This is a genomic window from Anabaena sp. TISTR 8404, from assembly GCF_056847745.1.
Window position 1 is genome coordinate 3,621,975 of sequence record NZ_CP180578.1, and the last position, 25,650, is coordinate 3,647,624.

Annotated in this window: 25 protein-coding genes and 1 pseudogene; 10 read left to right on the forward strand and 16 right to left on the reverse strand. The window is 39.4% G+C overall.

Going from position 1 to position 25,650, the window contains the following annotated elements; genetic code table 11:
- Positions 1 to 163 precede the first annotated feature (163 nt).
- The 6 genes from plsX (at position 164) to ACMX3D_RS15610 (ending at position 5,486) form a co-directional block, all read left to right on the forward strand.
- On the forward strand, positions 164 to 1,189 hold the full coding sequence (plsX, locus tag ACMX3D_RS15585; protein WP_482746808.1) for a phosphate acyltransferase PlsX: 1,026 nt from the start codon (positions 164 to 166) through the stop codon (positions 1,187 to 1,189).
- An 85-nt stretch (positions 1,190 to 1,274) separates the two neighbouring features.
- Positions 1,275 to 2,267, forward strand: coding sequence for a beta-ketoacyl-ACP synthase 3 (locus tag ACMX3D_RS15590; protein WP_482746809.1), 993 nt, complete (start codon positions 1,275 to 1,277; stop codon positions 2,265 to 2,267).
- A 92-nt stretch (positions 2,268 to 2,359) separates the two neighbouring features.
- Positions 2,360 to 3,241, forward strand: a complete 882-nt coding sequence (gene fabD, locus ACMX3D_RS15595; protein WP_482746810.1) for an ACP S-malonyltransferase — start codon at positions 2,360 to 2,362, stop codon at positions 3,239 to 3,241.
- 95 nt (positions 3,242 to 3,336) lie between these two features.
- Positions 3,337 to 3,975, forward strand: a complete 639-nt coding sequence (locus ACMX3D_RS15600; protein WP_482746811.1) for a lysophospholipid acyltransferase family protein — start codon at positions 3,337 to 3,339, stop codon at positions 3,973 to 3,975.
- A gap of 100 nt (positions 3,976 to 4,075) precedes the next feature.
- Entirely contained in the window at positions 4,076 to 5,113 is a 1,038-nt protein-coding gene (locus tag ACMX3D_RS15605; RefSeq protein ID WP_482746812.1) for an AI-2E family transporter, read from the forward strand.
- 79 nt (positions 5,114 to 5,192) lie between these two features.
- Complete coding sequence (locus ACMX3D_RS15610) at positions 5,193 to 5,486, forward strand: DUF2288 domain-containing protein (protein ID WP_482746813.1); 294 nt, start codon at positions 5,193 to 5,195, stop codon at positions 5,484 to 5,486.
- Between the two features lie 158 nt (positions 5,487 to 5,644).
- On the opposite strand, the gene ACMX3D_RS15615 is transcribed toward ACMX3D_RS15610, so the two are convergent.
- The 4 genes from ACMX3D_RS15615 to ACMX3D_RS15630 all read right to left on the reverse strand — a co-directional run bounded on the left by ACMX3D_RS15615 (position 5,645) and on the right by ACMX3D_RS15630 (position 10,518).
- Complete coding sequence (locus tag ACMX3D_RS15615) at positions 5,645 to 6,199, reverse strand: YdcF family protein (RefSeq protein WP_482752347.1); 555 nt, start codon at positions 6,197 to 6,199, stop codon at positions 5,645 to 5,647.
- Positions 6,200 to 7,397: 1,198 nt separating this feature from the next.
- Complete coding sequence (locus ACMX3D_RS15620) at positions 7,398 to 8,309, reverse strand: polysaccharide deacetylase family protein (RefSeq protein ID WP_482746814.1); 912 nt, start codon at positions 8,307 to 8,309, stop codon at positions 7,398 to 7,400.
- An 806-nt stretch (positions 8,310 to 9,115) separates the two neighbouring features.
- Positions 9,116 to 9,484, reverse strand: a complete 369-nt coding sequence (locus ACMX3D_RS15625; RefSeq protein ID WP_482746815.1) for an EamA family transporter — start codon at positions 9,482 to 9,484, stop codon at positions 9,116 to 9,118.
- Between the two features lie 71 nt (positions 9,485 to 9,555).
- Entirely contained in the window at positions 9,556 to 10,518 is a 963-nt protein-coding gene (locus ACMX3D_RS15630; RefSeq protein ID WP_482746816.1) for a glycosyltransferase family 2 protein, read from the reverse strand.
- 187 nt (positions 10,519 to 10,705) lie between these two features.
- Between ACMX3D_RS15630 and ACMX3D_RS15635 the strand changes: the two genes are divergently transcribed.
- Positions 10,706 to 12,256 carry an ArnT family glycosyltransferase gene (locus ACMX3D_RS15635; RefSeq protein ID WP_482746817.1) on the forward strand — a complete coding sequence of 517 codons (1,551 nt, stop codon included), beginning with the start codon at positions 10,706 to 10,708 and terminating at the stop codon, positions 12,254 to 12,256.
- A gap of 73 nt (positions 12,257 to 12,329) precedes the next feature.
- On the opposite strand, the gene ACMX3D_RS15640 is transcribed toward ACMX3D_RS15635, so the two are convergent.
- Together ACMX3D_RS15640 and ACMX3D_RS15645 are read right to left on the reverse strand one after the other, a co-directional pair.
- Positions 12,330 to 13,715, reverse strand: coding sequence for a DUF2079 domain-containing protein (locus ACMX3D_RS15640; protein ID WP_482746818.1), 1,386 nt, complete (start codon positions 13,713 to 13,715; stop codon positions 12,330 to 12,332).
- Positions 13,716 to 13,735: 20 nt separating this feature from the next.
- Entirely contained in the window at positions 13,736 to 14,476 is a 741-nt protein-coding gene (locus ACMX3D_RS15645) for a class I SAM-dependent methyltransferase (protein ID WP_482746819.1), read from the reverse strand.
- Positions 14,477 to 14,670: 194 nt separating this feature from the next.
- On the opposite strand from ACMX3D_RS15645, the gene dxr reads away from it, so the two are divergent.
- Both dxr and ACMX3D_RS15655 read left to right on the forward strand, forming a co-directional pair.
- On the forward strand, positions 14,671 to 15,867 hold the full coding sequence (dxr, locus tag ACMX3D_RS15650) for a 1-deoxy-D-xylulose-5-phosphate reductoisomerase (protein ID WP_482746820.1): 1,197 nt from the start codon (positions 14,671 to 14,673) through the stop codon (positions 15,865 to 15,867).
- A 324-nt stretch (positions 15,868 to 16,191) separates the two neighbouring features.
- On the forward strand, positions 16,192 to 16,389 hold the full coding sequence (locus ACMX3D_RS15655) for a hypothetical protein (RefSeq protein WP_482746821.1): 198 nt from the start codon (positions 16,192 to 16,194) through the stop codon (positions 16,387 to 16,389).
- A gap of 136 nt (positions 16,390 to 16,525) precedes the next feature.
- Here ACMX3D_RS15655 and ACMX3D_RS15660 read toward each other — a convergent pair whose 3' ends face one another.
- The 10 genes and pseudogenes from ACMX3D_RS15660 to ACMX3D_RS15705 form a co-directional block, all read right to left on the reverse strand.
- Positions 16,526 to 17,023: an acyl-CoA thioesterase gene (locus ACMX3D_RS15660; protein ID WP_482746822.1), complete on the reverse strand. Its 498-nt coding sequence runs from the start codon at positions 17,021 to 17,023 to the stop codon at positions 16,526 to 16,528.
- Positions 17,024 to 17,474: 451 nt separating this feature from the next.
- The gene (locus ACMX3D_RS15665; protein WP_482746823.1) at positions 17,475 to 17,819 is read right to left on the reverse strand and encodes a DUF1815 family protein; all 345 of its coding nucleotides are present in this window, start codon (positions 17,817 to 17,819) and stop codon (positions 17,475 to 17,477) included.
- Positions 17,820 to 18,874: 1,055 nt separating this feature from the next.
- Positions 18,875 to 19,482: pseudogene (locus ACMX3D_RS15670) on the reverse strand (Uma2 family endonuclease).
- Positions 19,483 to 19,581: 99 nt separating this feature from the next.
- A complete protein-coding gene (locus ACMX3D_RS15675; RefSeq protein ID WP_482746824.1) occupies positions 19,582 to 20,088 on the reverse strand; it encodes a YceD family protein in 507 nt (168 codons plus the stop codon).
- Between the two features lie 112 nt (positions 20,089 to 20,200).
- Positions 20,201 to 20,716, reverse strand: a complete 516-nt coding sequence (locus tag ACMX3D_RS15680; RefSeq protein ID WP_482746825.1) for a Jag family protein — start codon at positions 20,714 to 20,716, stop codon at positions 20,201 to 20,203.
- Between the two features lie 3 nt (positions 20,717 to 20,719).
- Positions 20,720 to 21,865: a membrane protein insertase YidC gene (gene yidC / locus ACMX3D_RS15685; RefSeq protein ID WP_482746826.1), complete on the reverse strand. Its 1,146-nt coding sequence runs from the start codon at positions 21,863 to 21,865 to the stop codon at positions 20,720 to 20,722.
- A 248-nt stretch (positions 21,866 to 22,113) separates the two neighbouring features.
- Positions 22,114 to 22,500: a PH domain-containing protein gene (locus tag ACMX3D_RS15690; protein ID WP_482746827.1), complete on the reverse strand. Its 387-nt coding sequence runs from the start codon at positions 22,498 to 22,500 to the stop codon at positions 22,114 to 22,116.
- Positions 22,487 to 22,909 (reverse strand): ribonuclease P protein component, encoded by a 423-nt coding sequence (rnpA, locus tag ACMX3D_RS15695; RefSeq protein WP_482746828.1) that lies wholly within the window; start codon positions 22,907 to 22,909, stop codon positions 22,487 to 22,489. Before rnpA ends, ACMX3D_RS15690 begins: the two co-directional genes overlap by 14 nt.
- A gap of 25 nt (positions 22,910 to 22,934) precedes the next feature.
- Complete coding sequence (rpmH, locus tag ACMX3D_RS15700) at positions 22,935 to 23,069, reverse strand: 50S ribosomal protein L34 (RefSeq protein WP_193883728.1); 135 nt, start codon at positions 23,067 to 23,069, stop codon at positions 22,935 to 22,937.
- A gap of 121 nt (positions 23,070 to 23,190) precedes the next feature.
- Positions 23,191 to 23,748, reverse strand: a complete 558-nt coding sequence (locus tag ACMX3D_RS15705) for a DUF2808 domain-containing protein (protein ID WP_482746829.1) — start codon at positions 23,746 to 23,748, stop codon at positions 23,191 to 23,193.
- Between the two features lie 685 nt (positions 23,749 to 24,433).
- Between ACMX3D_RS15705 and ACMX3D_RS15710 the strand changes: the two genes are divergently transcribed.
- On the forward strand, positions 24,434 to 25,609 hold the full coding sequence (locus tag ACMX3D_RS15710; RefSeq protein ID WP_482746830.1) for a Re/Si-specific NAD(P)(+) transhydrogenase subunit alpha: 1,176 nt from the start codon (positions 24,434 to 24,436) through the stop codon (positions 25,607 to 25,609).
- Positions 25,610 to 25,650: the final 41 nt, after the last annotated feature.

Genomic DNA, 25,650 nt, shown 5'->3' on the forward strand with positions numbered 1-25,650 from the left:
TGTAATAATGACAAATGATGCAGAGTACTGAGTCCTTTTTACTTAACTCAGCACTCAGCACTCAGCACTCAGCACTCAACATAGTAATTTGGCAGTCAGAAAGTTAAGGTTTTTTAACAAAGCCATCTGGTAAAATTTGTAAGGTTTCTAGAAGCTCTGAGCAATGGGATCGACTTGCGCACGGATAGCAATTGACGCGATGGGGGGGGATCACGCACCCAAAGAAATCGTTGCTGGTGCATTACGCGCCAGTGAAGAATTGGGTGTGAAAGTCTTGTTAGTGGGTGATCCTCAACAAATAAAAGCTGTCATGCCCCCAAAAACTACTTTGGAGCGGGTGGAGATAGTTCCTGCTGAAGAAGCTATAGCTATGGATGAGGAGCCTTTAAATGCTGTTAGACGCAAACGCAAGGCTTCTATCAATGTGGCGATGGATTTGGTAAAAAATCAGCAGGCGGATGCTGTATTTTCTGCTGGACACTCTGGGGCAGCTATGGCAGCAGCATTGCTGCGCTTAGGAAGATTGCCAGGAATTGATCGCCCAGCAATTGGCACAGTTTTCCCCACGATTATGGCTGGCAAGCCAGTGTTGATACTGGATGTGGGTGCAAATGTAGACTGCCGTCCTAAGTTTTTAGAGCAGTTTGCTGTGATGGGTTCAATTTATAGCCAATATGTATTGGGGACAGAAGCACCCAAAATAGGTTTATTAAATATTGGCGAAGAAGATACTAAGGGGAATGAACAAGCTCTCCGCGCTCATCAACTGCTGCGAGAAAATTCTAATATCAATTTTATTGGTAATGCCGAAGGGCGTGATGTGCTGTCTGGGCAATTTGATGTGATTGTGTGTGATGGCTTTGTAGGCAATGTGTTATTGAAATTTGCCGAATCTCTGGGAGGAGTAATTCTGCAAATTTTACGTGAAGAATTGCCTCAAGGATTGCACGGTCAAATTGGTACGGCACTTTTAAAACCAAATCTCAAGCGAATTAAGCAACGCATGGATCATGCGGAGCATGGAGGTGCTTTACTGTTAGGTGTGGCTGGAGTTTGTTTTATCGGTCACGGCAGTTCGCAAGCACCTTCAATTTTTAGTGCAATACGTATGGCAAAAGAAGCGGTGGATAATCAAGTACTACAAAGACTTCAGTCCCAGTACGAAATTCTACAGCGTGATAGCGGTTAGCCATTCGTCATTTGTTATTTGTCATTTGTCTTTTGCAAGACATAAGAACAAATGATCAAAATGCTGAGAGCTTGGGAGATTAGGAGTGCAAAAGTTAGGCATAGCATTTACAGGAAGTGGCTCGGCAGTTCCCGAAACTTCCCTTGATAACCAGGCACTAACAGCGCTGGTTGAAACATCAGATGAGTGGATTACCACAAGAACAGGGATTCGTCAACGACGAGTATCACTACCGTCAGGTTCTTTGAGTTCCTTAGCTGCTGAAGCTAGTCGTCAAGCGATCGCAGCGGCAGGAATTCAAGCAACAGACATAGATCTGATTTTGCTGGCAACATCTACCCCAGATGATTTGTTTGGCACTGCTTGTAAAGTGCAGGCTGAGTTGGGAGCGACCAAAGCAGTAGCCTTTGATTTAACTGCCGCTTGTTCTGGCTTTGTGTTTGGGTTGGTAACGGCTGCCCAATACATCAGAACAGGTGTATATCAGAATGTACTTTTGATTGGGGCAGATATCCTCTCTCGTTGGGTAGATTGGCAAGACCGAAAAACTTGTGTGTTGTTTGGTGATGGAGCGGGCGCAGTCGTCTTACAAGCAGCTGAAAGCGATCGCTTGTTAGGATTTGCCCTCAAAAGTGACGGTACTTTAAATCATCAGCTCAACCTTGGCTATGCAGCTTCTGCTCAAGAATTACTCCCAGGCATCAGTGTTTCACAAGGCACTTACCAACCCATCACCATGAATGGCAAAGAAGTTTACCGCTTTGCTGTCCAGAAAGTACCAGAAATCATTGATAAAGCGTTATTTGAAGCGAACCTCACTATTAAGCAAATAGATTGGCTAGTCTTGCATCAAGCCAATCAACGCATTCTAGATGCTGTGGCCCAACGTCTAGAAATTCCTGAACAGAAAGTTATTAGTAATCTTGCCAATTACGGCAATACCTCCGCTGCTTCTATCCCCCTAGCCTTAGATGAAGCAGTACAACAAGGCAAAATTCAACCCAATGACATCATTGCAGCATCCGGTTTTGGTGCAGGCCTCACCTGGGGTGCAGCAATTTTCCAGTGGGGAAGATAAATATTTGTCAATGGTCAATAGTCCAAAGTCAAAACTTTTGACCATTGACCATTGACCATTGACCATTGACCATTGACCATTGACTATCGACAATGACTAAAACTGCATGGGTGTTTCCCGGACAAGGTTCCCAAGCACTGGGAATGGGAACAGACTTATTAGATATACCAGGTGCTAAAGACAAATTCACTCAAGCTGAGGAAATCTTAGGGTGGTCTGTAACTGATATCTGCCAAAACCAAGAAGAAAAATTAGGGCAGACACTTTATACTCAGCCCTGTCTTTATGTAGTGGAAAGTATTCTCGCTGATTTGATGCGGGAACGGGGACATCAACCAGATTTGGTCGCTGGCCATAGTTTAGGTGAGTATATTGCACTGTATGTTGCTGGTGTTTTTGAATGGTCAGCAGGTTTGCGTTTAGTTAAACGTCGTGCTGAACTGATGGATAGTGCCGCAGGTGGCATGATGGCGGCTTTAATGAACTTTGACCGAGAACAATTAGATGCAGTTATTGCTGCAACACCAGATGTAGTTTTGGCCAATGATAACAGTCCAGCACAGGTGGTGATATCTGGTACTCCTGATGCAGTACAAACAGTCATGTCCCAAGTTAAAGCCAAGCGTGCTATTCCCTTAAAAGTTTCGGGTGCGTTTCACTCTCATTTAATGGCGACTGCTGCGGCTGAATTTCAAGAAATTCTAGAAACTGTAGCATTTCAGTCTGCAACTGTACCTGTAATGTCAAATGTTGAACCTGTACCCGCGACTGATGCTCAGATTTTAAAACAGCGTCTTACTCAACAAATGACTGGTTCAGTACGCTGGCGAGAGATGTCTCTGCAATTACCAGCTAACAACATTGAACAAGTTATAGAAATCGGCCCTGGCAATGTTTTAACTGGTTTAATTAAACGCACCGTTACTGATTTAATCTTAAAGAACGTCCGTAATGCTGCTGAATTACCAGAATAGAAAATAGAAAAGTGTAAAGGATGAAGTATAAAATACTCGATTTCACACTTCATACTTCACACTTCATACTTCATACTTCATACTTCATACTTCCTATGTCTCGCAGTCGTGAACCGCTTATCAGTCTGGCACTTTACCACGCTTTCAAATGGTCGGTTGTCAGCCCCATGCTTCATGCTTACTTTCGGGGCAAAATTTATGGAGTCGAAAATGTCCCGCAATCAGATCCATTGGTGGTTGTCAGCAATCATGCTAGTTACTTTGACCCGCCAATTGTTTCTAATTGTGTGCGTCGTCCGGTAGCATATATGGCTAAACAAGAGTTGTTTGAAATTCCTGTTTTGGCACAAGCCATTAAATTGTATGGTGCTTACCCAGTGAGTCGAGGTAGTGCCGATCGCAATGCGATTCGTGCTGCTTTAGAATGTTTGGAAAATGGTTGGGCAGTGGGAGTTTTTTTACAAGGTACTCGCACCCCCGATGGTAAAATTACTGACCCGAAAAAAGGTGCAGCACTCTTGGCAGCAAAGGCTCAAGCACCTATCTTACCTGTAAGTTTGTGGGGAACTGAAGGGATTTTAGTCAAAGGCTCATCTATGCCACGTGCTGTTCCCCTAACTATCAGAATTGGGAATGTAATTGACCCACCTAGTTCTACTAATAAAGAAGAATTAGAGGAGGTAACCCAAAAGTGCGCAAAGGTAATCAACGAAATGCATGATTTAGGACGTTGAGGAGAAATATACTTTTAGGTAGTAGCGATCGCCACTTGATTTTTCTATGTTTTTAATGTCTACTAGCGATCGCTAAACTAGCTGATTTTTTAAATATTATATGACCGGCTGGGATGCCAAAAATTTTTGGAATCGATTGAATAATTCGGCGTTAGTCCGCTTTTTGCTGTTAGTGGCTGCTGGCTGGGCTTTTGTACAACTTTTAGCATACTTTGAAGCCGTCATTGTTATTTTTACATTCGCGGCAATTTTAGCTTTTTTACTTAGCTATCCCGTGCATTGGTTGCGGCGGTTTTTGCCTCATGGTGTGGCTGTGATTGTCGTTTTCTTACTCAGTATCGTGATTCTGGGAGGATTGATGATCACGGTTGGGATTGCGGTGTTATCCCAAGGACAGCAATTAATTGATAGTATTTCGGGATTTCTCAGTTCTCTAGCACCCTTGATAGAAAGAATTGAAGAATTATTACGCAACCGGAATCTAGAAATAGACTTAAGTGTAATTGAAGAACAATTGCGTAATCAGGCTGTATCAACCTTAGTAAATAGCTTAACTTTTTTACAACAGTTATTAACTAATTTTATAACTTTTATTTTGATTGCTGTCGTGGCATTTTTTATGCTATTGGATGGCGACAAACTGTGGAATTTTATTTTAAAAATAGTACCTAAACAACGTCGTATTAGATTTACTAATATTATCAGACGTAGCTTTTTAGGTTTCTTTCGAGGTCAGTTATTATTAAGTTTGTTTTTAACAACAACAACTTTTGTGGTTTTTGTATTATTGCAAGTGCCTTTTGCTTTATTACTATCTGTAATAGTAGGATTTTTAGATATCATTCCGGGGATAGGAGCAACTTTAGGTGTTAGCACAATTACTTTAATTGTGTTATCTCAAAATGTTTGGTTAGCACTAAAAGTATTAATTGCTTGTATTATTCTTCAGCAGATTCAAGACAATTTGATTGCACCTCGAATTATGCAAGGTGCGTTGAATCTTAATCCTGTTGTAGTATTTTTCGCATTATTAGTGGGCGCTAGAGTAGCAGGATTATTAGGAGTTTTTATTTCTATTCCTATTACTGGCGCTATCGTTTCTTTATTTGAAATCGATGAGATGAAGGCAGAAGTTTAGTTATTTGTTACTGGTGATGTTTCTCATAGCCTAGGATGATTAAGGTAAAATTAGTTAATAACAATCACCTAAGGAAATCATGTCAGATTTAAGAGCAGAATTAACAGAAGGTTTAGATGAAGCGGAATGGGAGTGGTTAATTCCCCATGTACAGCGCGATGCTGTAATTTTGGTAGCGCCAGAACTAAACTTGTTAGATGTAGGAGAAGCGATCGCTAATGATAACACTCAATCCGTACAGCAGTGGATTGATGAGCAATTAATTACCAAACCTTCAATAGATCAAGTGGGAGAATGGAATGGCGATCGTCAAAAACGATTTAATACTCTGATTTTACAACCCTATGTTCTAGTGCAAGAAATTGCTGTATAGGAAAGTAAAAAGTGAAAAGTAAAAAGTAAAAAAGTCAAAGATTGATTATTTTTCCTTCGGATGACGCTCCTGCGTCGCTAACGCTAGTCACCTGCGGAGGCGAACCCTCCCGCAGTGCTGGACTCACCTTTTTACTTTTGCCTTTTACTTTTAGCTTATTACCTTCTACTTTCAATTCTTGATTTACCGGCTTTATTCATGTCATTTGCACCTGTATAACCAGTAGCTACCCAAATTAAAGCTCTCGCGCCATCACGGATAGATTTTTCAATTGGTTCAGGCGGTTTTTCGGAAGGAACTGATACTGCTTTGAAATCAATTCCTCGGCTACCTAAGACTATCTCACCGATAACACAAGCACGACGCATGTGGAAATCGGAAGTAATCAAATAAACTTTCTTAATACCGTGGGCTTTCAAATCGTCTACTAAGCTGGTAAAATTAGTAACTGTATCTACCGCTTCATAATCCAAGTGCAAACGCTTGGGATCAATACCAGCTTTGACAAATACCTTGCGAGTCGAGCTAGGTGGACTGCCACCCGTAATCCAAATTGGTAACTTCGGATGCTTGCGTACAAACTCTGCTGTAAACTTTTCTCTCTCTAATTTTTTTGTTGAACCACCCAAGACTAATACTGCTTGAGGTTGTGTATCTTCTTTTTGGGCTTCTTTGTAACCAAACCACATGATTAGGGGTAAGGCAAGAACCATAAACCGAAAAGATTTACCTGTAAACAAAAAATTGTTCTTCAAGGCTCTATGATTTCGTGTACTAAAATGTAATATTCTCTGAATAAGTTAAAAATATATGTTAGGTTAGCAGATTTTAGCCAAATCTACCCTTTTTTGACTAAAAAACTTTTGCGTCTATACCGCTTTAACTGTATGTAAACGCCCTCGGCCGGAATTTAGCAGTTAGCTTCCGAATTTATTCGGAAGATTCCGTAAAAACTGCCGACTAAATTTTTGTGAATTTATTTTGATATGACGACGGAACTGGTGCGTCTCGAACGCACGACCTAGTGTTTAGGAGACACGGGACATTTTATCAAAAATGCTTACCAGTCAGGGTTTCACAATTACAGCAGATTGCCGGTGAATGAGGTACAAGTTTTCACCAAAAAGCTATGTAACACCAAACTTTCGAGCATGTTCCCTGTCCCCTGTTACCTGTTGCCTGCTGTAAATCATTAGTGTCAATATTGGTTCCATAATCATTCAGCTAGAAAACATCAATCTTCTTCAGGTTAGGTCTATTAATCTCCTTTGATACTGGTAGCAAATAAAACTTAGTTTATTTTTACTCCCAGAACTATTCATATTCATTCCCTATTCTTACCACTTATAACCATTTGTTTATACCCTTAATCATCTTTTCTTGTTCTCTACCGGAGGAATTGTACCCTTAACCTTCAAAGATTGGTAGCGGCACGGTCAGAAATTGGGGAATATGCTTGAGTAAATCTGCCTATTTCACAGTTATTGAAGTATTAGTTGCAGTATTACTTCAATAACTCACAACATTATGTTGCAGGCGGGGCTATTAACCGGAAGTTAGTTGATGGAAGAGTTATAAGGCATTTGCACAAACAAAGACAACAAGTTAGTTTGTTTGGTTTAAATGTTACCCCTTGTACGTAGTTATGGTTTTGACATTTGTATTTCCAGGCGCAAGATGAGAGATGAATCAATTTAAACCCTTTTATGCTTCTGGATAATTTTACTTATTTCCTACTTGTTTATTCCGGAAAGTGGCAGAAAATGATTATGTTGAGCTACTTATGAGAAAAAGAGATCCCCAACTTCTTAAGAAGTCGGGGATCTGATACTTTAAATTTTTGCAAATCAAATATAATTGCTATATTCAACCAAATTACATATTAATGATGAGTAATTAGTAACTTAGCTATTACTTCTTATTAGCAATTACACTTTGCTCTTTATCTTGCATTTCTAAAAGTTCTGGAACAGTCACAAAGCGGTATCCTTGCTTACGAAATCTACTGATAATCTCTGGTAAAGCTTCCACAGTGTGCGAGCGATTTCCACCACCATCATGCATCAATACAATACCACCAGGTTTAGCTTGCCGGAAAACATTATTGATTAATTTAGGTATAGCCGGACGTGAATAATCTACAGAATCAGATGACCACATAATAATGGCATACTTTGTATTTCTGGCATAGCCCGCTACTCCATTGTGCATTATTCCTCCAGGTGGTCGAAACAAATTTGTCTTGACACCTGTAGTCTGATAAATCATCTCTGTTGTATGGTCAATTTCATATGCGGCAGCCTGTTGATTCATGAAATGATACCAGTGATGCCAAGTATGATTTCCAATTGCGTGACCTTCAGCATTTACCCGTCTAAGTAAGTCTGGATAATTCTTGACGTTCTGCCCAACAACAAAAAATGTTGCTTTGATATTATTCTGTTTGAGAATATCCAAGACTTGGGCAGTACTTTGAGGCCAAGGGCCATCATCAAAAGTAAGAGCAATTACTTTTTGAGCTTGACTAAGTTTAGCTTCTTTAATTACTGCCCCTTGAAAGCGTGTAGCTAAAGCATAACCAAGACCTTTAGCTTGTGCTTCTTGTTGCCAACTTGTAAGCATTGTCGCTTTTAATCCTTCAATACGCTTTTGAGTACCGACTTTAGCGACTAAATTATTGTTTATATTTATACTCTGACTACTTTGTGCTTCCGAAGCATTTGGCCTAAGAAGCATCATCACAGCAACGCTCAAGGTAGCACCCAAGGCAAGCAATGCAATTAATATGCCTTGCGGCCAAAGTAATGATTTATTTTGTTCCACTTCATAGCTCCTTCAAGGGTCGAACCATTGCACATAGTTCTGACGGTAATTTATAGCACACTTTTTTCTAAAAATTAGATCCCCAAATACTTTCCGCTAATCCTGAAAATTTAGTTCAGTTTTACAGAAGTTAATATTTGAGTTTTCCTGACACAGGCTAGGTTACGTTATAAGTAAATCTATTAAAGAGCGATCACTCACTATATAGATATTTACTTATGCAATACCAATAACTGTGTACAAATTGCTACTTGTCATGCTAGTAAGCAAAAAAATTTTGCTTTTATTGGGATACTAATCGATTCATCTATCTTTTAGAAATCTCTTAGAGATCTTCTAAAAATGAAGAAAACATCATGTTTACAGCATTTTTCTCGATAGTTGATGATTTTGTAGGAGTAGGTTATTTACCCAAACTATCCCTGTTTTACTATGTAGTTTTTATTTAATATTGTATATTCTACTGCAAAAAAATATTCTTGGGATTTGATTAAAAAATTATTTTCTTTCTTAACCAATTGTTGTTTTATGCTTTTCATCGATTTATTTGCTGGCAATCAACAAAAGCTAGTTTCTCATTAGCAAAGAATATTAAGTCGTTAATTTCTATACTCTTTAATCATCATTCCAGATGATATGAGCAATCCTTGATTTTAACCATCTTTAATATTTTATCTATACTACTATTCTAGTATGTGCCGCACTCAAATATTAAATAAAATTTAATATTATTTCTATTCTAGCTGTATATTTAGATTGTTTCAATTTAGTCTATGACTAAACAATAACCGCATCAAATATAAATTTTATTTTCGCCAAACTACTAATATTACTCCCACTACAATAAATCCCAAACCAAACAATCGCATTAGAGAGATAGGTTCTTTCAATATCCAATATCCTAGCAACACAGAGAAAATATACCCTATAGATATAGATGGGCCAGCAACACTGAGATTAACTCTCGTGAGCAGCAGAATATAAAACATAGCCCCTATTCCATAGCAAGTTAAGCCAATTAAAAGTTCTGGTATTGTAATAATACTCAGAATATGATTAATTGCATTGCCTAGATGAACTTTTCCTAATTTGTTTGCACCTATTTTCAAAAAAAATTGTCCTGCTGTACTGATCAGAACTGATACAATCAATAAAATAAACTCTTGCGGGGTCATAGCATTGTAATATCTGATAGCAAAATCAAAGCGTAATTTTATGAGAATTTCCCAACTATGTTTAAAAAATACTATTTAGACTGCATTTCTGAAATTTTAATTACCCCACCAGTTTCTTTCAAAGTGTAGATAGGACGGGCTTTTACTTCTTCGTAAATTCGACCAATATACTCGCCTAAAATCCCAATACAAATTAACTGAACAGAACCGAGAAAAAACATAGCTATTGTAATCAGTGTGTATCCAATTAAAGGACTGACAGGTTCAAATAAGCGCCAATATAGTACTAATATGATCATCAATAGAGCGATCGCAGCTGCTACCATCCCTAAATAGGTAGCTAATTTTAACGGCACTGTTGAAAAAGAAATAATGCCATCGACTGCCAATGCCCAGGACTTTCCAAAGGTATACTTGACTTTGCCAGCAAAACGTGGTTCTCTTTCAAACAGTACGGATGTTTGGCGAAACCCCACCCAAGCACGTAAGCCGCGAATGTAACGGTTACGTTCAGGCATCGCATTAAGAATATCTACAACCTGCCTGTCTAGTAAACAGAAATCTCCTGTATCTGTTGGTATATCGACATGAGATAAACGTCGGAGAATGCGATAAAAGGCATAAGCAGTAAAGCGTTTCAGCCAACTTTCTTGTTTCCGAGATAAACGTTGCGCATACACAACTTCATAGCCCTGTCGCCATTTTTCCACCATCTGGAAGATTAATTCTGGGGGATCTTGCAAATCCGCATCCATGATAATCGCACATCTGCCTTGGACAAAATTTAGCCCAGCTGTGACAGCGATTTGATGACCAAAATTGCGTGCAAAACTGAGATAACGCACTCGACTATCGAGATGGTGGAGTTCCCGAATCATACTCAAAGAGCGATCGCAGCTACCATCATCAACTAAAATTAATTCAACTTCGCCCTCTAACTGCTCTGCAACATTATGCAGACGACGATACATTTCTGTAATATTTTCTTCTTCGTTATAAATGGGAATTACTAAAGAGTATATTGGTTGAATCACAGTTATTATCAGATTATTGAATCAAGGCAACAAGAAAATTAACAGCAGAATCTAAACAGATATGTACTATAAAATTATTAATATACTTTCTCCTAAAAAATCCTTCTAGAGTAATTGAATCGTAAAAATTATATCTAGTTATGGTAATCAATAATCACTCAATTAAATAATTAAACTAATTGTCAATATGCGCCCATTCCGAGAAAAAGAATGGCTATTTAGCTTATTGCTAGGGTCTCTACTTCTCTGGCTGATATCTTTGGGAAACTCCCCCTTACGAGACTGGGATGAAGGTACGGTGGCACAAGTTGCCCGTGAAATTTGGCGTGCCTCCTATGGTTCTCTGCATTGGCTGTATCCAACTTTATCAGGTGAACCTTACCATAATAAGCCGCCCCTTATGCACTTGTTAATCGCTTGGTCTTACTCTTTAGGAGGCGTGAATGAATGGACAACACGCTTACCTGGTGCTGTGTTAACAGCTTTGGGAGTACCTTTAGTTTATCTGGTGGGGTGTTTGCTTTTTAGCGATAATTTACCAGCTTTGTTTGCGGCTTTAGTTTACTTAACCACTTTGCCTGTAGTGCGTCATGGACGCTTGGCAATGTTAGATGGTACAAGTATTACTTTTTTCTTACTATTGTTATTTTGTTTATTAAAGTCTCGTCAGCAAAGACAGTGGGCTTTAGGTGTAGGATTTTGCCTAGGGCTAATTACCCTGACTAAAGGAATGCTAGTTTTGTTGCTGGGGGGTATTACTGCTTTATTTATCTTGGCATCGTCGCAATTAGCTTTATTAAGCAACCCCTACTTGTGGATAGGAATTTTGGTAGGAATTTCCCCAGCGATCGCTTGGTATGTTGCTCAATGGCAATATTATGGAGGTAATTTCTTACAAATAAATTTACAAGCGCAAACCTTTGACCGCATAACGCAACCTGTTGAAGGTAATACAGGCGCTCCTTGGTATTATTTAATTGAGTTATTGAAATATGCTTTTCCCTGGTTTTTATTTTGGCCAGGAGGATTTTATCTAGCTTGGAAAAAACGTCATACTAACTGGGGTAGCTTAGTTTTAGTTGGTACGACTGTTTACTTTTTGACTATTTCTTTGCTAACGACAAAACTTCCCTGGTATGTTATGCCTTTGTACCCATTTTTAGCACTGGCAATTGGGGCAAAATTAAGTGAAGTTTGGCAAAAACAAGTATTTAATTCGAGAGTTTGGGCAATATTTATAGTTATTATTGCGCTTGCTGGTTTGGGAGGTAGCATTTACTTTGCTCTTGCAAAGGAAGAACCTGTATTAATATTTATGAGTATTGTTTTAACAATAAATATGAGTGTGGTGGCATGGTTAGTTTATAAACGCGATCGCAGATTTATTCCAGTTTTATTTTCTGGTATGTATGTAGTCTTATTACTATTAATGAGTTCGCAATCTTGGATTTGGGAATTAAACGAAGCATTCCCAGTCAAACCAGTCGCAGCCTTAATTCGCAAATATGTCTCACCAGGCACAACAATTTACACATCATTTGCTTATGGTCGTCCTAGTTTGAATTTTTATTGTGATTGCAAAGTCGTACCTAAGAATGGTGCGGAATTACAACAAATGTTGTCGAAAAAATCTTATTTACTTTTAGACGAAACCATAATAAAAGACATACCTTTACTTGATAACCAAAATCTGGGTACGGCTGAAGGCTTTACCTTAATTGCACCAGCAAATAATTAAACTATTTCTCATTACAGCAATAATACTAATCATCAAAGTGAGAGTATCAGCTTTATATATTTTTGCCATCAAATTATTTTTTAATGAATAAATAAACATTGTCACGCTGATACTTTAAATCAAATATTGAGGATTTTTTTAGTTGATTGACTATACTAATGGCAGCATCTGAGAAATTTACCCAACCAGGATGGCGGAGATTTAGCAATACATAATTAAAATTATTTAATTTCTCAAAATTTATGTCGTTAGCTGATACTGTCTGAATTAGTTGTCTATGACTTAAATGTGAAGCTATTTTCTCTGTGGTTATCACACTACCTTGAGTTTTTACCAAGGCGATCGCTTCTCGTGTGGCTTGCCAAGTATCAACGAACTGAAAATATTTTCCAAAAAAATGCGTATATTTTGCCAAACTCAAAAACGCTATCAATGACCATATAATAATTGCTCGTTTATGTTGAATTAATCCTCGTCCTGCTGCCAAGCTAGAAATTAAAACTAACAATATAAATGGTAAAGCTGGTAAAGAATATTGGTGTACTAAATCTTTTTGTGGTTGGTAGTCGGCAATTAAATTAAGTGCTAAGCAGGGTATAGCAGCTACCAAAGGTGTCATTCCTACCAGTGAAAAACCCCAAATCACAGGTGCTAATAGCAGCACCAAATATTCTAAGTTATTTAAAGCAAACACTTTGCTAAAAATCAGCCCTGGTTGAAAAATTAAATTTTTAGCAATTTCTAGAACTGTGTTACCTAAATAGCTGTAACGTCCTATTGCTGCTGGTTCTGCACCACTAAAACCAGGAATAATTACTTGTGTAGCAATTAAAAACCAAGCTACACCAGCAAAAATAGCGATCGCACCATGTAAACGCCGCTTTTCAAACAACAGCAACCAAACTCCCATAGCGGCAACTGTGAATGAAAGTACAGCTTTACAACCTAATATTAAGAAAATTTCTAAGCAAAACCATCCTAATTGATTGAGACGTGTTGCCAAAACTGCTGCCAATAGTAGCGGTAAAGCAATAACTTCTGGATGGAAATCAAATAAATTGACATTAAATACTAAAGGATAAAGTAAGTAAACAGCAGCCATTGCTACTGCTTGACTTTCTTTCAACCCAGCTTGACGCGCTAACTGCCACGTGGGCAAAGCACCTGATGCCAAAGCAATTGCCTGTACAGCGAACAGCCAGTAAACACTAGGATAAATTTTATAAAGTAAAGCCAAGGGATACCAAATCCAAGCAGCATGATCACCCAGAATGTGATAACCCATGAATGTCGAAATCGGTACTTGTCCTTGACTGATTAAATAAGCTGCTTGGTCAAAAATTCCTAAGTCAAAAGAGTTTGATTGAAACAATATATGCCGTAAACTGCTGGATACAAATAGAATTATGGTACTCACACCAACCATCCAAATTACGGTCTTATTTACTGGCGATCGCATAATATAAAAAATATTTTGATTTACTCAGTTTTTTGGGCAATTAACACAACAGATACACCAAAAGGTAAACTGAACCGATTAATTAAATAACGTTCACTAGCAAATAAAAAATTTAAAAACTTATTAATAGGTTTAGCAGGCAAATTTAAATCGCTACTAGCAACAGCCTTCTGATCAATCTTGAGGAAATTTTTTAATAAACGCACACTAGCTACGAGAGGAAATAACCAAGTATTAAAATAGCTACCATAGCGAACAGTATAACCAGCTTGCCTAACAACTTGCTTTAAATTTTTCAATGTATAGCGACGTTTATGATGATTAATTTCATCATGATAACTCCATAAAAATTGATAAGCTGGCACTGTAATTAATAACCTACCATTCGGTTTTAATCGTGCAGACAATACTTTTAAAGCCGCTAAATCATCATCAATATGTTCTAAAACATCCAATATGACAATTAAGTCAAACTGGCTGGTAAAGGGAATTGCATTAGGTAGGCTGCCTTGTTTTACCGTAGTGACTTGTCGTTCGTTCGCCAGTTGACAAGCAGTTTCATCTAACTCCATCGCCGCAACTTGACCATAACGCGCCAACATAGTCAAGTTACCTCCAGTGCCACAGCCAGCCTCTAGAATTTTGGCATCTTGCGGAAGAATGAGTTGACGAATCAATGTCTCGACAATTCGGCGGCGACCAACAAACCACCAATGTCGATCCTCAACTGCGGCATACTGTAAATAAAAATTTTTATCCATTCACAAATTCAGTGTCTGAGCAATAATGCCAATATTTTCACACTTTTTCGCATTGCAAATGCAGTTTCATAACTCAACACTCAGCACTCAGCACTTTCAACTCAGCACTTTTAATGATTGATTGTGGGGATCGCTGTTATTTATGAGTCCTAAGCAATTTATAGTGGGAGTTATCTGTAAATTCTTAAGCAATTGTGAAAGCTATTACTCTTCTTGGTTCCACTGGCTCAATCGGTACTCAGACTCTAGATATTGTCGCCCAGTACCCAGATCAATTTCGGATTGTGGGATTGGCAGCAGGTAATAATGTGGAGATGTTGGCGGATCAAATTCGGCAGTTTCGACCGAGTATAGCAGCGATCGCAGCTGAAGATAAATTACCAGCCCTGCAAGCAGCCATTCAAGACCTCTATCCCCAACCTATTCTGCTCGCTGGCGCAGCCGGAGTGATTGAAGTTGCCCGTTATGGCGATGCCGAAACTGTTGTTACAGGTATTGTTGGTTGTGCTGGGTTACTACCAACTATCGCCGCCATTGAAGCGGGTAAAGATATTGCCCTCGCCAACAAAGAAACTTTGATTGCTGGCGGCCCTGTAGTTCTGCCATTAGTTGAAAAACATAAGGTAAAACTATTACCTGCTGATTCTGAGCATTCAGCGATATTTCAGTGCCTTCAAGGCGTTCCTAAAGGCGGCTTGCGGAAGATTTTACTTACAGCCTCCGGTGGTGCTTTCCGTGATTGGCCTGTAGAAAAGTTACCCGAAGTTACAGTAGCTGATGCTCTCAAACATCCTAACTGGTCGATGGGTAAAAAAATCACGGTAGACTCGGCTACTTTGATGAATAAAGGATTGGAAGTAATTGAAGCGCACTTTCTCTTTGGCTTAGATTACAAAGATATCGAAATTGTCATCCATCCTCAAAGCATTATTCACTCATTAATTGAGTTGCAAGACACCTCTGTATTAGCCCAACTTGGCTGGCCGGATATGCGTTTACCCTTGTTATATGCTTTATCTTGGCCTGATCGCATTTATACTGACTGGGAACGACTCGATTTAGTCAAAGCTGGCAGTTTCACCTTCCGTGAGCCAGATCATCAAAAGTATCCTTGTATGCAGTTAGCTTATGCCGCAGGTCAAGCAGGTGGCTCAATGCCAGCTGTGTTGAATGCAGCTAATGAGCAAGCTGTCGCTTTATTTTTAGCAGAAAAAATTCGCTTTTTAGATATTCCTCGGTGTATTGAATGGGTATGCGATCGCCATCAAAATGATAACTGTGCGAATCCTTCTTTAGATGACATTTTGGCAGCAGATCAATGGGCAAGACAAAAAGTTTTAACCGCAACTAAAAATTTAGCAAATTCCCCGCAGATGATTTCTCTGCACTAAAAACTCAGATAGCATTCCAAAACTTACGAGGATGGTGATTTTAAAGCACCACCCTCACCAACTTAATATAATCTTTAATTGAGTTTTTAATATTTTTATAAATTAATAAAAACTACTTTCTTAATTTTCTCTAAAATATTTTCCATCTACTGAAATTTATCTGTATTTTTAGAGTAAAATCACAAGACTGATTTTACGAAAAACTGTTAAAAATCCTCAAAAATTCACTGCAATTACTTGGGTGCAAAAGTTCTCTCATGAAAATTTTAAGTGCATAACAATTAGGATTTTTTAATCAAAAACAATGTTCAGGAATTGATATTTATGATTCCTACTTTAATTATTGCTTGGATCGTCTTCACAATCTTGTGGAAAATTGTCAAAACAACCGTGAGCAATGCCCTAACTATTGCCGCAATTATTATTTTACTACAAGTGGGTTTTGGTATTACACCACAAGATATTTGGCATCAAATAATTCAGTTTGCCCAAACTCTGTCGCAGATTCGCCTGAGCAAGTAATCAGAGTTCAGGAGCAAAATTTTACAGCAGATTGCAGGTGAATGAGGTACAACTTTTCACCAAAAAGCCATGTAAATCAAGACTTTCAAGCTTGTTTCCTGCTGTAACTCCTGAATTCTGATTGCTAAATTATTAATTAATTACTATGTAAATCAGAAATCTTCGCCAGCGCATCCTTAACACTTACGGGTAGCTGACGCATAATCTTACCTCTCTCCCGGTCTAATGCGACTAAAGTCACTTTAGCTGTGACATATAATTGCGTTCCATCAACGGAGACAATTGCATAATCCCAGTTAATCCGCACGCCAGTCACTTCGTTCATCCGAGTTTTAACTACAGCTTGCATACCTAACTGAATTGAACGGTGATAGCGTACTGAAAGTTCTACTACTGGTAAATCACAGCCTAATGCCACTAAATCAGCAAATTCAATCCCGATAGAGCGTAAACACTCTACCCGTGCTTCTTCCATCCAAGTTAGATAAGTACCATGCCAGACAATACCACCATAGTCAGTATGATGGGGCTGCACTCTGATAGGATATTCAAACCAACTCTCAAAAGCACGACTATCTGTAATTTCAATGGCATCGGTTGGTGGTAGTGCTGGGTTTGGTTGTGATTCAGACATCTTCCAGTTTGTGAACGATTATGGTTTTCCAACTCTGGAATATCACAAAAATGAGACATCTACGCCATAAGACCGCCAAAATCATCCCGCGATCGCATGGCATAATTTAATTACTACCTGCCAAAATATATGTTAGTTGCCTAATACTCACATCGCAGATGCAGCAACCAAAAATTCAATAATTTTAAATGTCACACAGAACAGTGACGCAGCCCTAATATTTCTCGCTGGCTAAATTCGCAATCTTTTTCTTATTTCAGACTTCAGACTTGATACTTCAGTCTATTTGTTCTAGCCATTAACCAATCTTGTAGGTAATGGTGAATAGGTAATGGGGGATAAAAACCCTGCCACAATTACCAATTACCAATTACCAGTGAACTATCGTAAATGCGCGATTTACTCTCAAATAAGAGTTTTTTTTCAAAAAAACCATCAGATACAAGAATCCCTAACTCTTTTTAGCTAAGGTCTTACCACCCACGTAAGCTGGTGCAGATTGCTTCACAAGGTTTGCCAGTTCTTGTAACTGGTTAATTGCTTCTGCTCCTTCTAACTTCATTAATTCGCGGTCATCCCGCATTTCTGTCCAAGTAATGCCATAGTCCGATACCAAAAATCGAATTAGATGGTTATTTCCCAGGCTCACCATAAAAGAAGCACTATTCATTTGGTCGCCACAGGTATAACAAGACGCAGGATAACCCCGTCGTTCTAGTACAATTGCCAACGCTTGTAGGTTCATTACCAAGTCTTGAACGAATTGCCGATGTTGATGCGCTAGTCTCAGAAACACGTTTGTCCTCCAGACACCACAGTCATTTTAATCACTTTTATATTTTTTTTAGATTTTCTTACCCACTGGTATTGTAAACTATTCATTACAATTCCCGGATATATTTGCAGTAGTTAATTAACTACCTAGCTTAGGGTATGAGATAACTGTTAAGTTTGCCGTATCAAACTATTCAGTTTGCAAGTCTAATCTTTCCGACAGAAACGTAAAAATTATTATTTCTTCATATACTTCTGTCATTAAAGATGATAGCTTACAGCGATCCGCTTTAAGAGTAACCCACATTTGGTACCAGTCAACCACAGAAAAGCTACGGATATCGTGTTGACTAGCTATGTGTAGCCTAACCTATGATGGGCAAAAGCTTGAATACCCTTTAATGTTCTTTACGCCTTTATTTGACTAATTAATTTAGAGTATCGTTGAGTCTCAGATTAATGCAACCTAAGTGTTGAGTAATAAATGTTGAAGCCTCCTAAATAAATATATGGAGTTTGGTAGAAAAGCTTGCAGAGATGAGATGCTGAGTTCCAAGATGTTAATAGATTCGCAGAAAATTTTGATACAAACAGTGTTCTGAGACACTAAGTTAACTTTTTACCTAACTATCTCTAGACTCAACCCAGAGAATAACGAAACTCGAAATGAGCATGTTGCCATTTCGCCAAGTTTTAATAAAGTCTGGAGATTTTCAAGCATAAATTATCTAGAATCAAGCAACATCTTTAGTAGAACAGGCCAGAACGTTTGCTGACGCTGAAAGTAGCCTATTTTGTCCAGAAAAATTTTCGTAAACAGGCTTTTTTGTTTTGACTGACTTCAGAACAAAAAATGAAATAAATCATTAAGTATACTTATACTCCTTGATTGAGGAGAGTTTATTTTTACAGAAATTCTGTTAACCAATAATATTTGAGACTTAAAGTTTGTCACTCTAACAATAGTTAGAGATCAGTGCAACAAACTTATGTATAACTTAATCAAGGCTTTTTAATCAAAATTCTTTTGTAGAGTGCGATCGCTTAACTTTTTCATCTTAGATGCGATCGCAAAACTTAACGAGGAAGGACATCATCTAAACGCAGCTGGAAACGAGGCAAAAGCGGCGACTCAATAGATTGGTTTAGTCGGTACTGTTTTTGAATATAGGTATCTTCAACTAGTTGGCAAACGGTAAAGGTAGGTTGTTTTGGTTTACCAATAAATGCTATTCCACCCAATCCTCGATAATCCACAATCCAATATTCAGGAATGCCTAAGAGAGCATATTCCTCAACCTTGCGTGCAAGTCAGTTTCCCAATTAGTACTAACGACTTCCACCACTAATTTAATCGATCTCCCCAGAGTAATTACGGGTTCTCGCTCCCACAAGGGTTCACGGTCAATAACAGTTTCATCAAGAACCACAACATCAGGACGACGAACTGTAGTAGCAGCATCTGCCAAGGGGTAAATTAAACAAGTGCGAGGAATAAACCAGGGGAGTTTTTCTGTAACCAAGTAAATACCAATTTGGGTTGCCAGCTTGCCACTTACCGTTTCGTGCGGGCCAGTCGGTTCCATGTCAAACAGTTCTCCGTCTGCCAATTCATAACGAGGATTGTCTCGATATTGGGAGAGAAAATCTTCAAAGGAGAGGCTTTTTAGGGAAATATACGTCATTGTGCCAATTTGCATTCCTTCCTTGTTGCTTGGCTTCAATGGTAGTAAAACCAGCCATAACAATTTTTGAGTTCACATATCTGTGAAACACATTACCGACTATCCAGGAAGTTGCTTTTTCAAAGCTTCTAAGCCAGACCAGCGGCTATCACCAGTCTTCTCATAACTCTCATCAACACTGCTTAAAATACCTGGACAATTCAAATCACACAACTGTCGCTGAGGCATTTCTAAGCACATCTGCTCATATAGCCATTCACTGGGGTAAAAATATCCATTAGGTGAAATGGTTTCCACCAAGTCTTCCATAGCTACTTCTCGTTCTAGAGGCAAGTCTTGTGCCTGATTAGCTGCCTCATCCAACCAAATAATTTCTTTGGTATTCAGCGCTAAACGATGATTATACTGCTGCAAACAGCGGTTACACGTACAAGTAATAATAGTTTCTGCCTGACCGGAAACTTCCAGGTAATTGCCGTGATGCTGCACACGCACACGACCCCGAACTGGTGTCAACGTTTCTAGCCCAGGCAGAAACTCTTGAACCTGAATTTCCTCTGTCCGCTCCGGGGCTTTAGTTAGCTGCGGAATAAAAATTGCGTCCATAGGATTTGTGAGATATCCTCACGAAAAGTTATGTTACCCTTCAGCAATTCTGCTGATACTACATTTTTATTTTAGCTCTGAGAACAGTCGAAATTGTTGACTGGGTGAGCTTTCATAATTCATCAGCCGGACGAACAACCAAATGGCGATGTGGTTCTTTGCCCCGACTGAAGGTTTCCAAATCAGAAAATTCCTTCAAGAAGGTGTGGATTTGCCGTCGTTCAGCTGAACTGAGGGATTTTATTTCCACTTCTCTGCCCAAGGTTCGCACTTCGTCAGCTGCTGCTTCAGCTAGAGCGCGAATTTCGGCTTGTCTTTTCACCCGATAACCATTTAACTCAATGGTATAGGATGCTTGTTCTTCCTGTGGTTGGTTCAGATTAAGGACAGAATTAGCGAGATACTGAATTGCATCCAGCACAGAACCATCAGCACCGATGAGAACTTGAATTTGTGTGGGTGTTAAGTTGGTTTCGTCAATTGTCAACCAGTAATTATCTGGTTCTGGGGAATCATCATATTGAGTTTGGGCTACTTCTAAGTTCCCCCGAATCTCAGCAGATACCCCAGTGAGTTCTAGCAGTGATTTTAACCACTGCTGACCTCGCTGCATGGAACTGTTACTCATCTATCAACCTGTAGTCTTTTTCTTAGAACTTTTTGGTTCAAAAGGTAATGACTTTTGTTCTGCTACTGCTGCTTCTTTCTCTTGGATGGCTACAATTTTTTGTAGTTCCTCTGGTAAGGGTTCACGAGAGAGAATATAAGTTTGCAGAGTTTGGAAAATATTCCCAATCACCATGTACATCAGCACCCCAGCAGGTAAGGGGAAGAACAAAAACATCCCAGAAAAGATGACTGGGGTAATTTTGTTGACTGTATCCTGTTGTGGGTTCCCACCACTGGAGTTCTGCCCAGAAAGAATTTGGCTAACGTAGAGACTGATACCAAAAAAGATTACCATCGCCACAATATCCCAGTGGATTGTACCATCGGGATCAATTGCGCCAACTCTACCCAAGGCATCAATGAACAAAAATCCTTTGTCTGCGGCTAGTCCTGGAATTGTGCCTTGGAGTGTCACATCTCCAGGTTGCAAGGCTTCAATATTACCTTGGGCATCGATTTTGATTCGTTCTTCACCTTTGATGATTTTCCATTCTGGAGTTAGCTTGGTTTCTGGGTGTTCTGCTAATAAGACATCAAAAGGTTTCCCTTCTAAAGTCTGATATTGTATTTTGGTTTTTTCTCCCACTGCTAGTTTGTTACCGCCAGGGAGGATAGCAGTTACTTTATGGTGTTCCCCATCAGCGACATAAATGTTTTGTGGGGCAGTAGCAAAGGCTTGTGGTTGAATTCTTTCGATTTGTTCAGATGGCAAGATTTGCAGGTTGACAGAGTAATTTACGCCTGCAAACGGTGATCCCCGTAAAGTGGCAAACAAAGCTAACAATACAGGCATTTGCAACAGTAATGGTAAACATCCTGCCAAGGGGTTGCCGAACTCCTTTTGGACGTTCATCATTTCTTCTTGCTGCTTTTGCGGGTCGTCCTTATAACGCTCTTTGATTTCTGCCATCCGCTTTTGCATTAGAGGCTGCACAATTCGCATCCGCCGCATATTGCGGATTGAACCAGCACTCAGGGGATAAAGCGCAAAGCGGACTATCAATGTCAAGGCAACGATCGCCAATCCATAGCTCGGTAAAATGCTATAGAAAAAGTCTATGATTGGCAACATTACGTTGTTTGAGAGGAAGCCGATACCAAAATCCATTATTCTGAATTCAACCTGAGGTACTGTAAATTTAACTGAATCTAATTTATCTAAATCGTGGTTCGGCTGCGACTATCTCTCGCTACGGATAGCCGCACCAGATCGGAAATTGGGAGTGGGGAGTGGGGAGTGGTGAGTAGGGAGGTATAGGTAGTATTTGATAAATGGGGAATTTAGAATTTTTTATTTTATACAAAGCAATTATTCCTTTCCCTGTTTCCTATTCCCTACTCCCTACTCCCTATCTTTTATTTAGCACCAGTGTATGTGGGGTTCTTAGCAGTAATTCTTTCAGTGATGTAGTCATATACTTCACGAAACTTGGGAATTGCCCGCATTTCTAAACGACTGCCATTTCTGAGGGTAACTACCATATCTCCCCAAATGCCGATGCCACGGGGAACTTTGACGATGTTAACTATTTCTGAGTAAATGATGTCAGTGCGATCGCGCCCCATCCAACCACCAGTTACAGAAATTCGGCGGTCTGTAATTCGATAGCGCAACCACAATGCTCTGACAATCGCCCCAATTGTTAAGGGAAGACCGACAACTGACAGTCCAATTAGCAAGTTGAGAATTAAGTCCCCAATGTGAGGCCCGCCTTCATAGTAAACTTCTTCACGAATGCCCATTTAATACCTCAGCTTGTGCCAACAACTGCTCTAATTCTTGCAGAAATTGTTGGCTTCCGCACTTAGATTCTGCTGCTGTTGGTTTCACCACAAATACCAACCGCCATCCTGGAGATAATTTCGGCAACAACTGATGCAACGCTGCTGCCATCTGACGTTTAATTCGGTTACGCACTACAGCCTTTTTACTGACTTTCGTGCTAATCGATATACCAATTTGTGTACTAACAACTTTTTTTGCATCCGTTGTTAGTTGAGTTGCAATGGCAGTATCCCAAGAAGGTTCTTGAGAATCTCGCGGTTTTAGCGCTCTCAATGTGAAATGAGAACTTTGCCGCCGAATTCCTTCTCGGAAAACTGCCTGAAAATCTTTGCGAGATTTTAGTCGATTCGCCTTGGGCAAAGCCACAGCCCCTCTAGTTGCTGAAAATGCTCTAAACGCTCAGACGATAACGTCCTCTTTTTCTCCTAGCTCTGATCACGTTTCTGCCATCTGGAGTCCTCATTCTGGCACGAAAACCGGAGGTTCTTTTTCTCTTACGGCATGTGCCGCCCAAGGTTCTTTTCATACTGTTGTCCTCTAAGGCGATTCTTATAAAAAGTCACAATCTATAATCTTACCATTGCCTTTGGTCAAGAGTCAAAAACCTATAGTCCAAAACCATTGACCATTGACAATTGACTATTGACTTAGGTGATACTCAAAATCCAAGAACCGATATAACGCAGTAGTGGGGTATCTCCAGGTGAGAGAACTTGACAGTTGAAATAGTAAACACCACCGAAAGAAGGGTTCTGCACGTTAGATAACACTAATTCAACTCTGCTACCTGCTGGGACTGGTTCTTGGGGAAATATTTCGATGATCCGACCTTCTTTATCCCATTTCACTTCGGAAAGAGGGACTTTTTTACCTTTGACTCTTACCTCTATTTTCTTGGGATCAAAACTTCCTTTATAGTAATTGGGATAGGTGATGGCAAACTGAGCCACTGCCAATTTCATTTTTTGTTGGGGAATTTTCAGGATATATCTATCTATACCGTTAGTTTGTCCCCCAAAATCTAACCGAAACGGCAGTTGATTTTCTGCTTTTACCCCGCTAAATAAGGTTAATCCAGGTAAGCTTTGTGCAAAGACTTGAGTTGTCAATCCACCAGTCACTAAACAGCTAGTTACAGCTAAAGCCGAAAGAATTGCTAGTTGCGGCTTGCGTCGAATCCAATTGCCAAAAAATAAACGTTGCATAGTTAGGCTCCTCTAGCAGATATAGCTTTTATGTAAACACCCAAGTTTAGTATTCGTAACTAAACTTTACTACTGAATTCTTGACAATGGACGATTACCGAAAATAAAAAGTGCCATAGGTAGGATGCTGGGAGACAGGGGAAGAATATATTACTCAAAACTCAGAGTTCAGGAATATTAAAAATTATGAGTATGTTGCCAAATATGTACGAGTGTATCTAAATTTTGAGAACTTTGTTATAAAAATTGAGCTATACAATTAGCGATCGCTAGAAATATTGAGCTAGATTTATAAAAATAAGTCAGTAGTAAAGAAAGAGTAATCTTTAAAAATCCATCAAATTATTAAGCTTTAAAACTTTTCCGAATAGTTTCCTATGTAAGTAAGGCAAAATTTTTCAATCTGGAAAACAAGCTAAAGACTAAAGATGTAAACTTGGGAATCAACATAGCATTAGCAATATGCAAACCTATGGGTCACTATCAGGAAGTATGACCTGTACCAAAGGTGAAATCAGGCTTTAGCTTGAAAACTCAAAGTCGGAAAGATAAAGTTCAAGGTTCAATCTACAAATTAAAGCGATCGCTGGCAAGAATTGCAGCTTCACTATGAGGACAAAACATCCCTAAACAGGGACAATTACAGATTTTGCAGAGATGTAAGTATTTATCTCTAGGAGATTTCATGAGAATAGCAGTTGCTAAAGAAATAGAAGTTTGTGAACGTCGTGTGGCATTAAATCCTGATACTGTTGCCCGGTTAGTCAAACAAGGTTTAGAAGTATGGGTAGAAAAAGGTGCAGGAGAGCGTTCCTTTTTTAGTGATTCTGCCTATGAAGCAGCAGGCGCTCAAATTATCACAGATACTGCTCAATTATGGAACGAAGCAGATATTTTATTAAAAGTTAGTCCACCACAAGAGCGAGAAGATGGACGCTCAGAAATTGATTTATTGCGAGAAGGATCTGTTTTAATTAGCTTTCTCAATCCTTTAGGAAATCCGGTAGTAGCGCAACAGTTAGCCAACCGTAAAGTTACAGCTTTGAGCATGGAATTGATCCCCCGCACTACCAGGGCGCAAAGTATGGATGCTTTGTCTTCACAAGCTTCCTTAGCAGGCTATAAATCTGTATTAATTGCCGCAGCTGCATTACCAAAATATTTCCCGATGCTGACAACTGCTGCCGGTACAATTGCCCCAGCTAAAGTATTTATTATGGGTGCAGGTGTTGCCGGACTACAAGCGATCGCCACCGCCAGACGTTTGGGTGCAGTTGTAGAAGCATTTGATATTCGTCCCGCCGTTAAAGAAGAAGTCCAAAGCTTAGGGGCAAAATTCGTCGAAGTCAAACTTGAAGAAGAAACCACAGCAGCTGGAGGTTACGCCAAAGAAATCTCGGAAGCCAGCAAACAGCGTACTCAAGAAGTTTTAGCGGAACACGTTAAAAATGCTGATGTAGTAATTACTACGGCTCAAGTACCTGGGAGAAAAGCCCCACTGCTAGTTACAGAAGAAATGGTGGCACAGATGAAACCAGGTTCAGTTATCGTCGATTTAGCCGCAGAACAAGGCGGTAACTGTGCTTGCACCGATCCCGGTAAAGATATTGTCTGGAATGGCGTAACAATTATTGGCCCGATTAATCTCCCTTCATCTATGCCAGTTCACGCCAGCCAACTTTATTCCAAGAACCTGACATCTTTGCTGCAACTTTTAATTAACAAAGAAAAAGCTTTGCAGATTAACTTTGCTGACGACATCGTTGATGCAGCTTGCATTACCCACGCAGGCGAAATCCGCAATCAACGTGTCAAAGAAGCATTACAAGCTATCAACACTCAACAACCCGCTGTTAATTAGGGAATGGGGAGTAGAGAGTAGGGAATGCCGAAGTTTTTCTT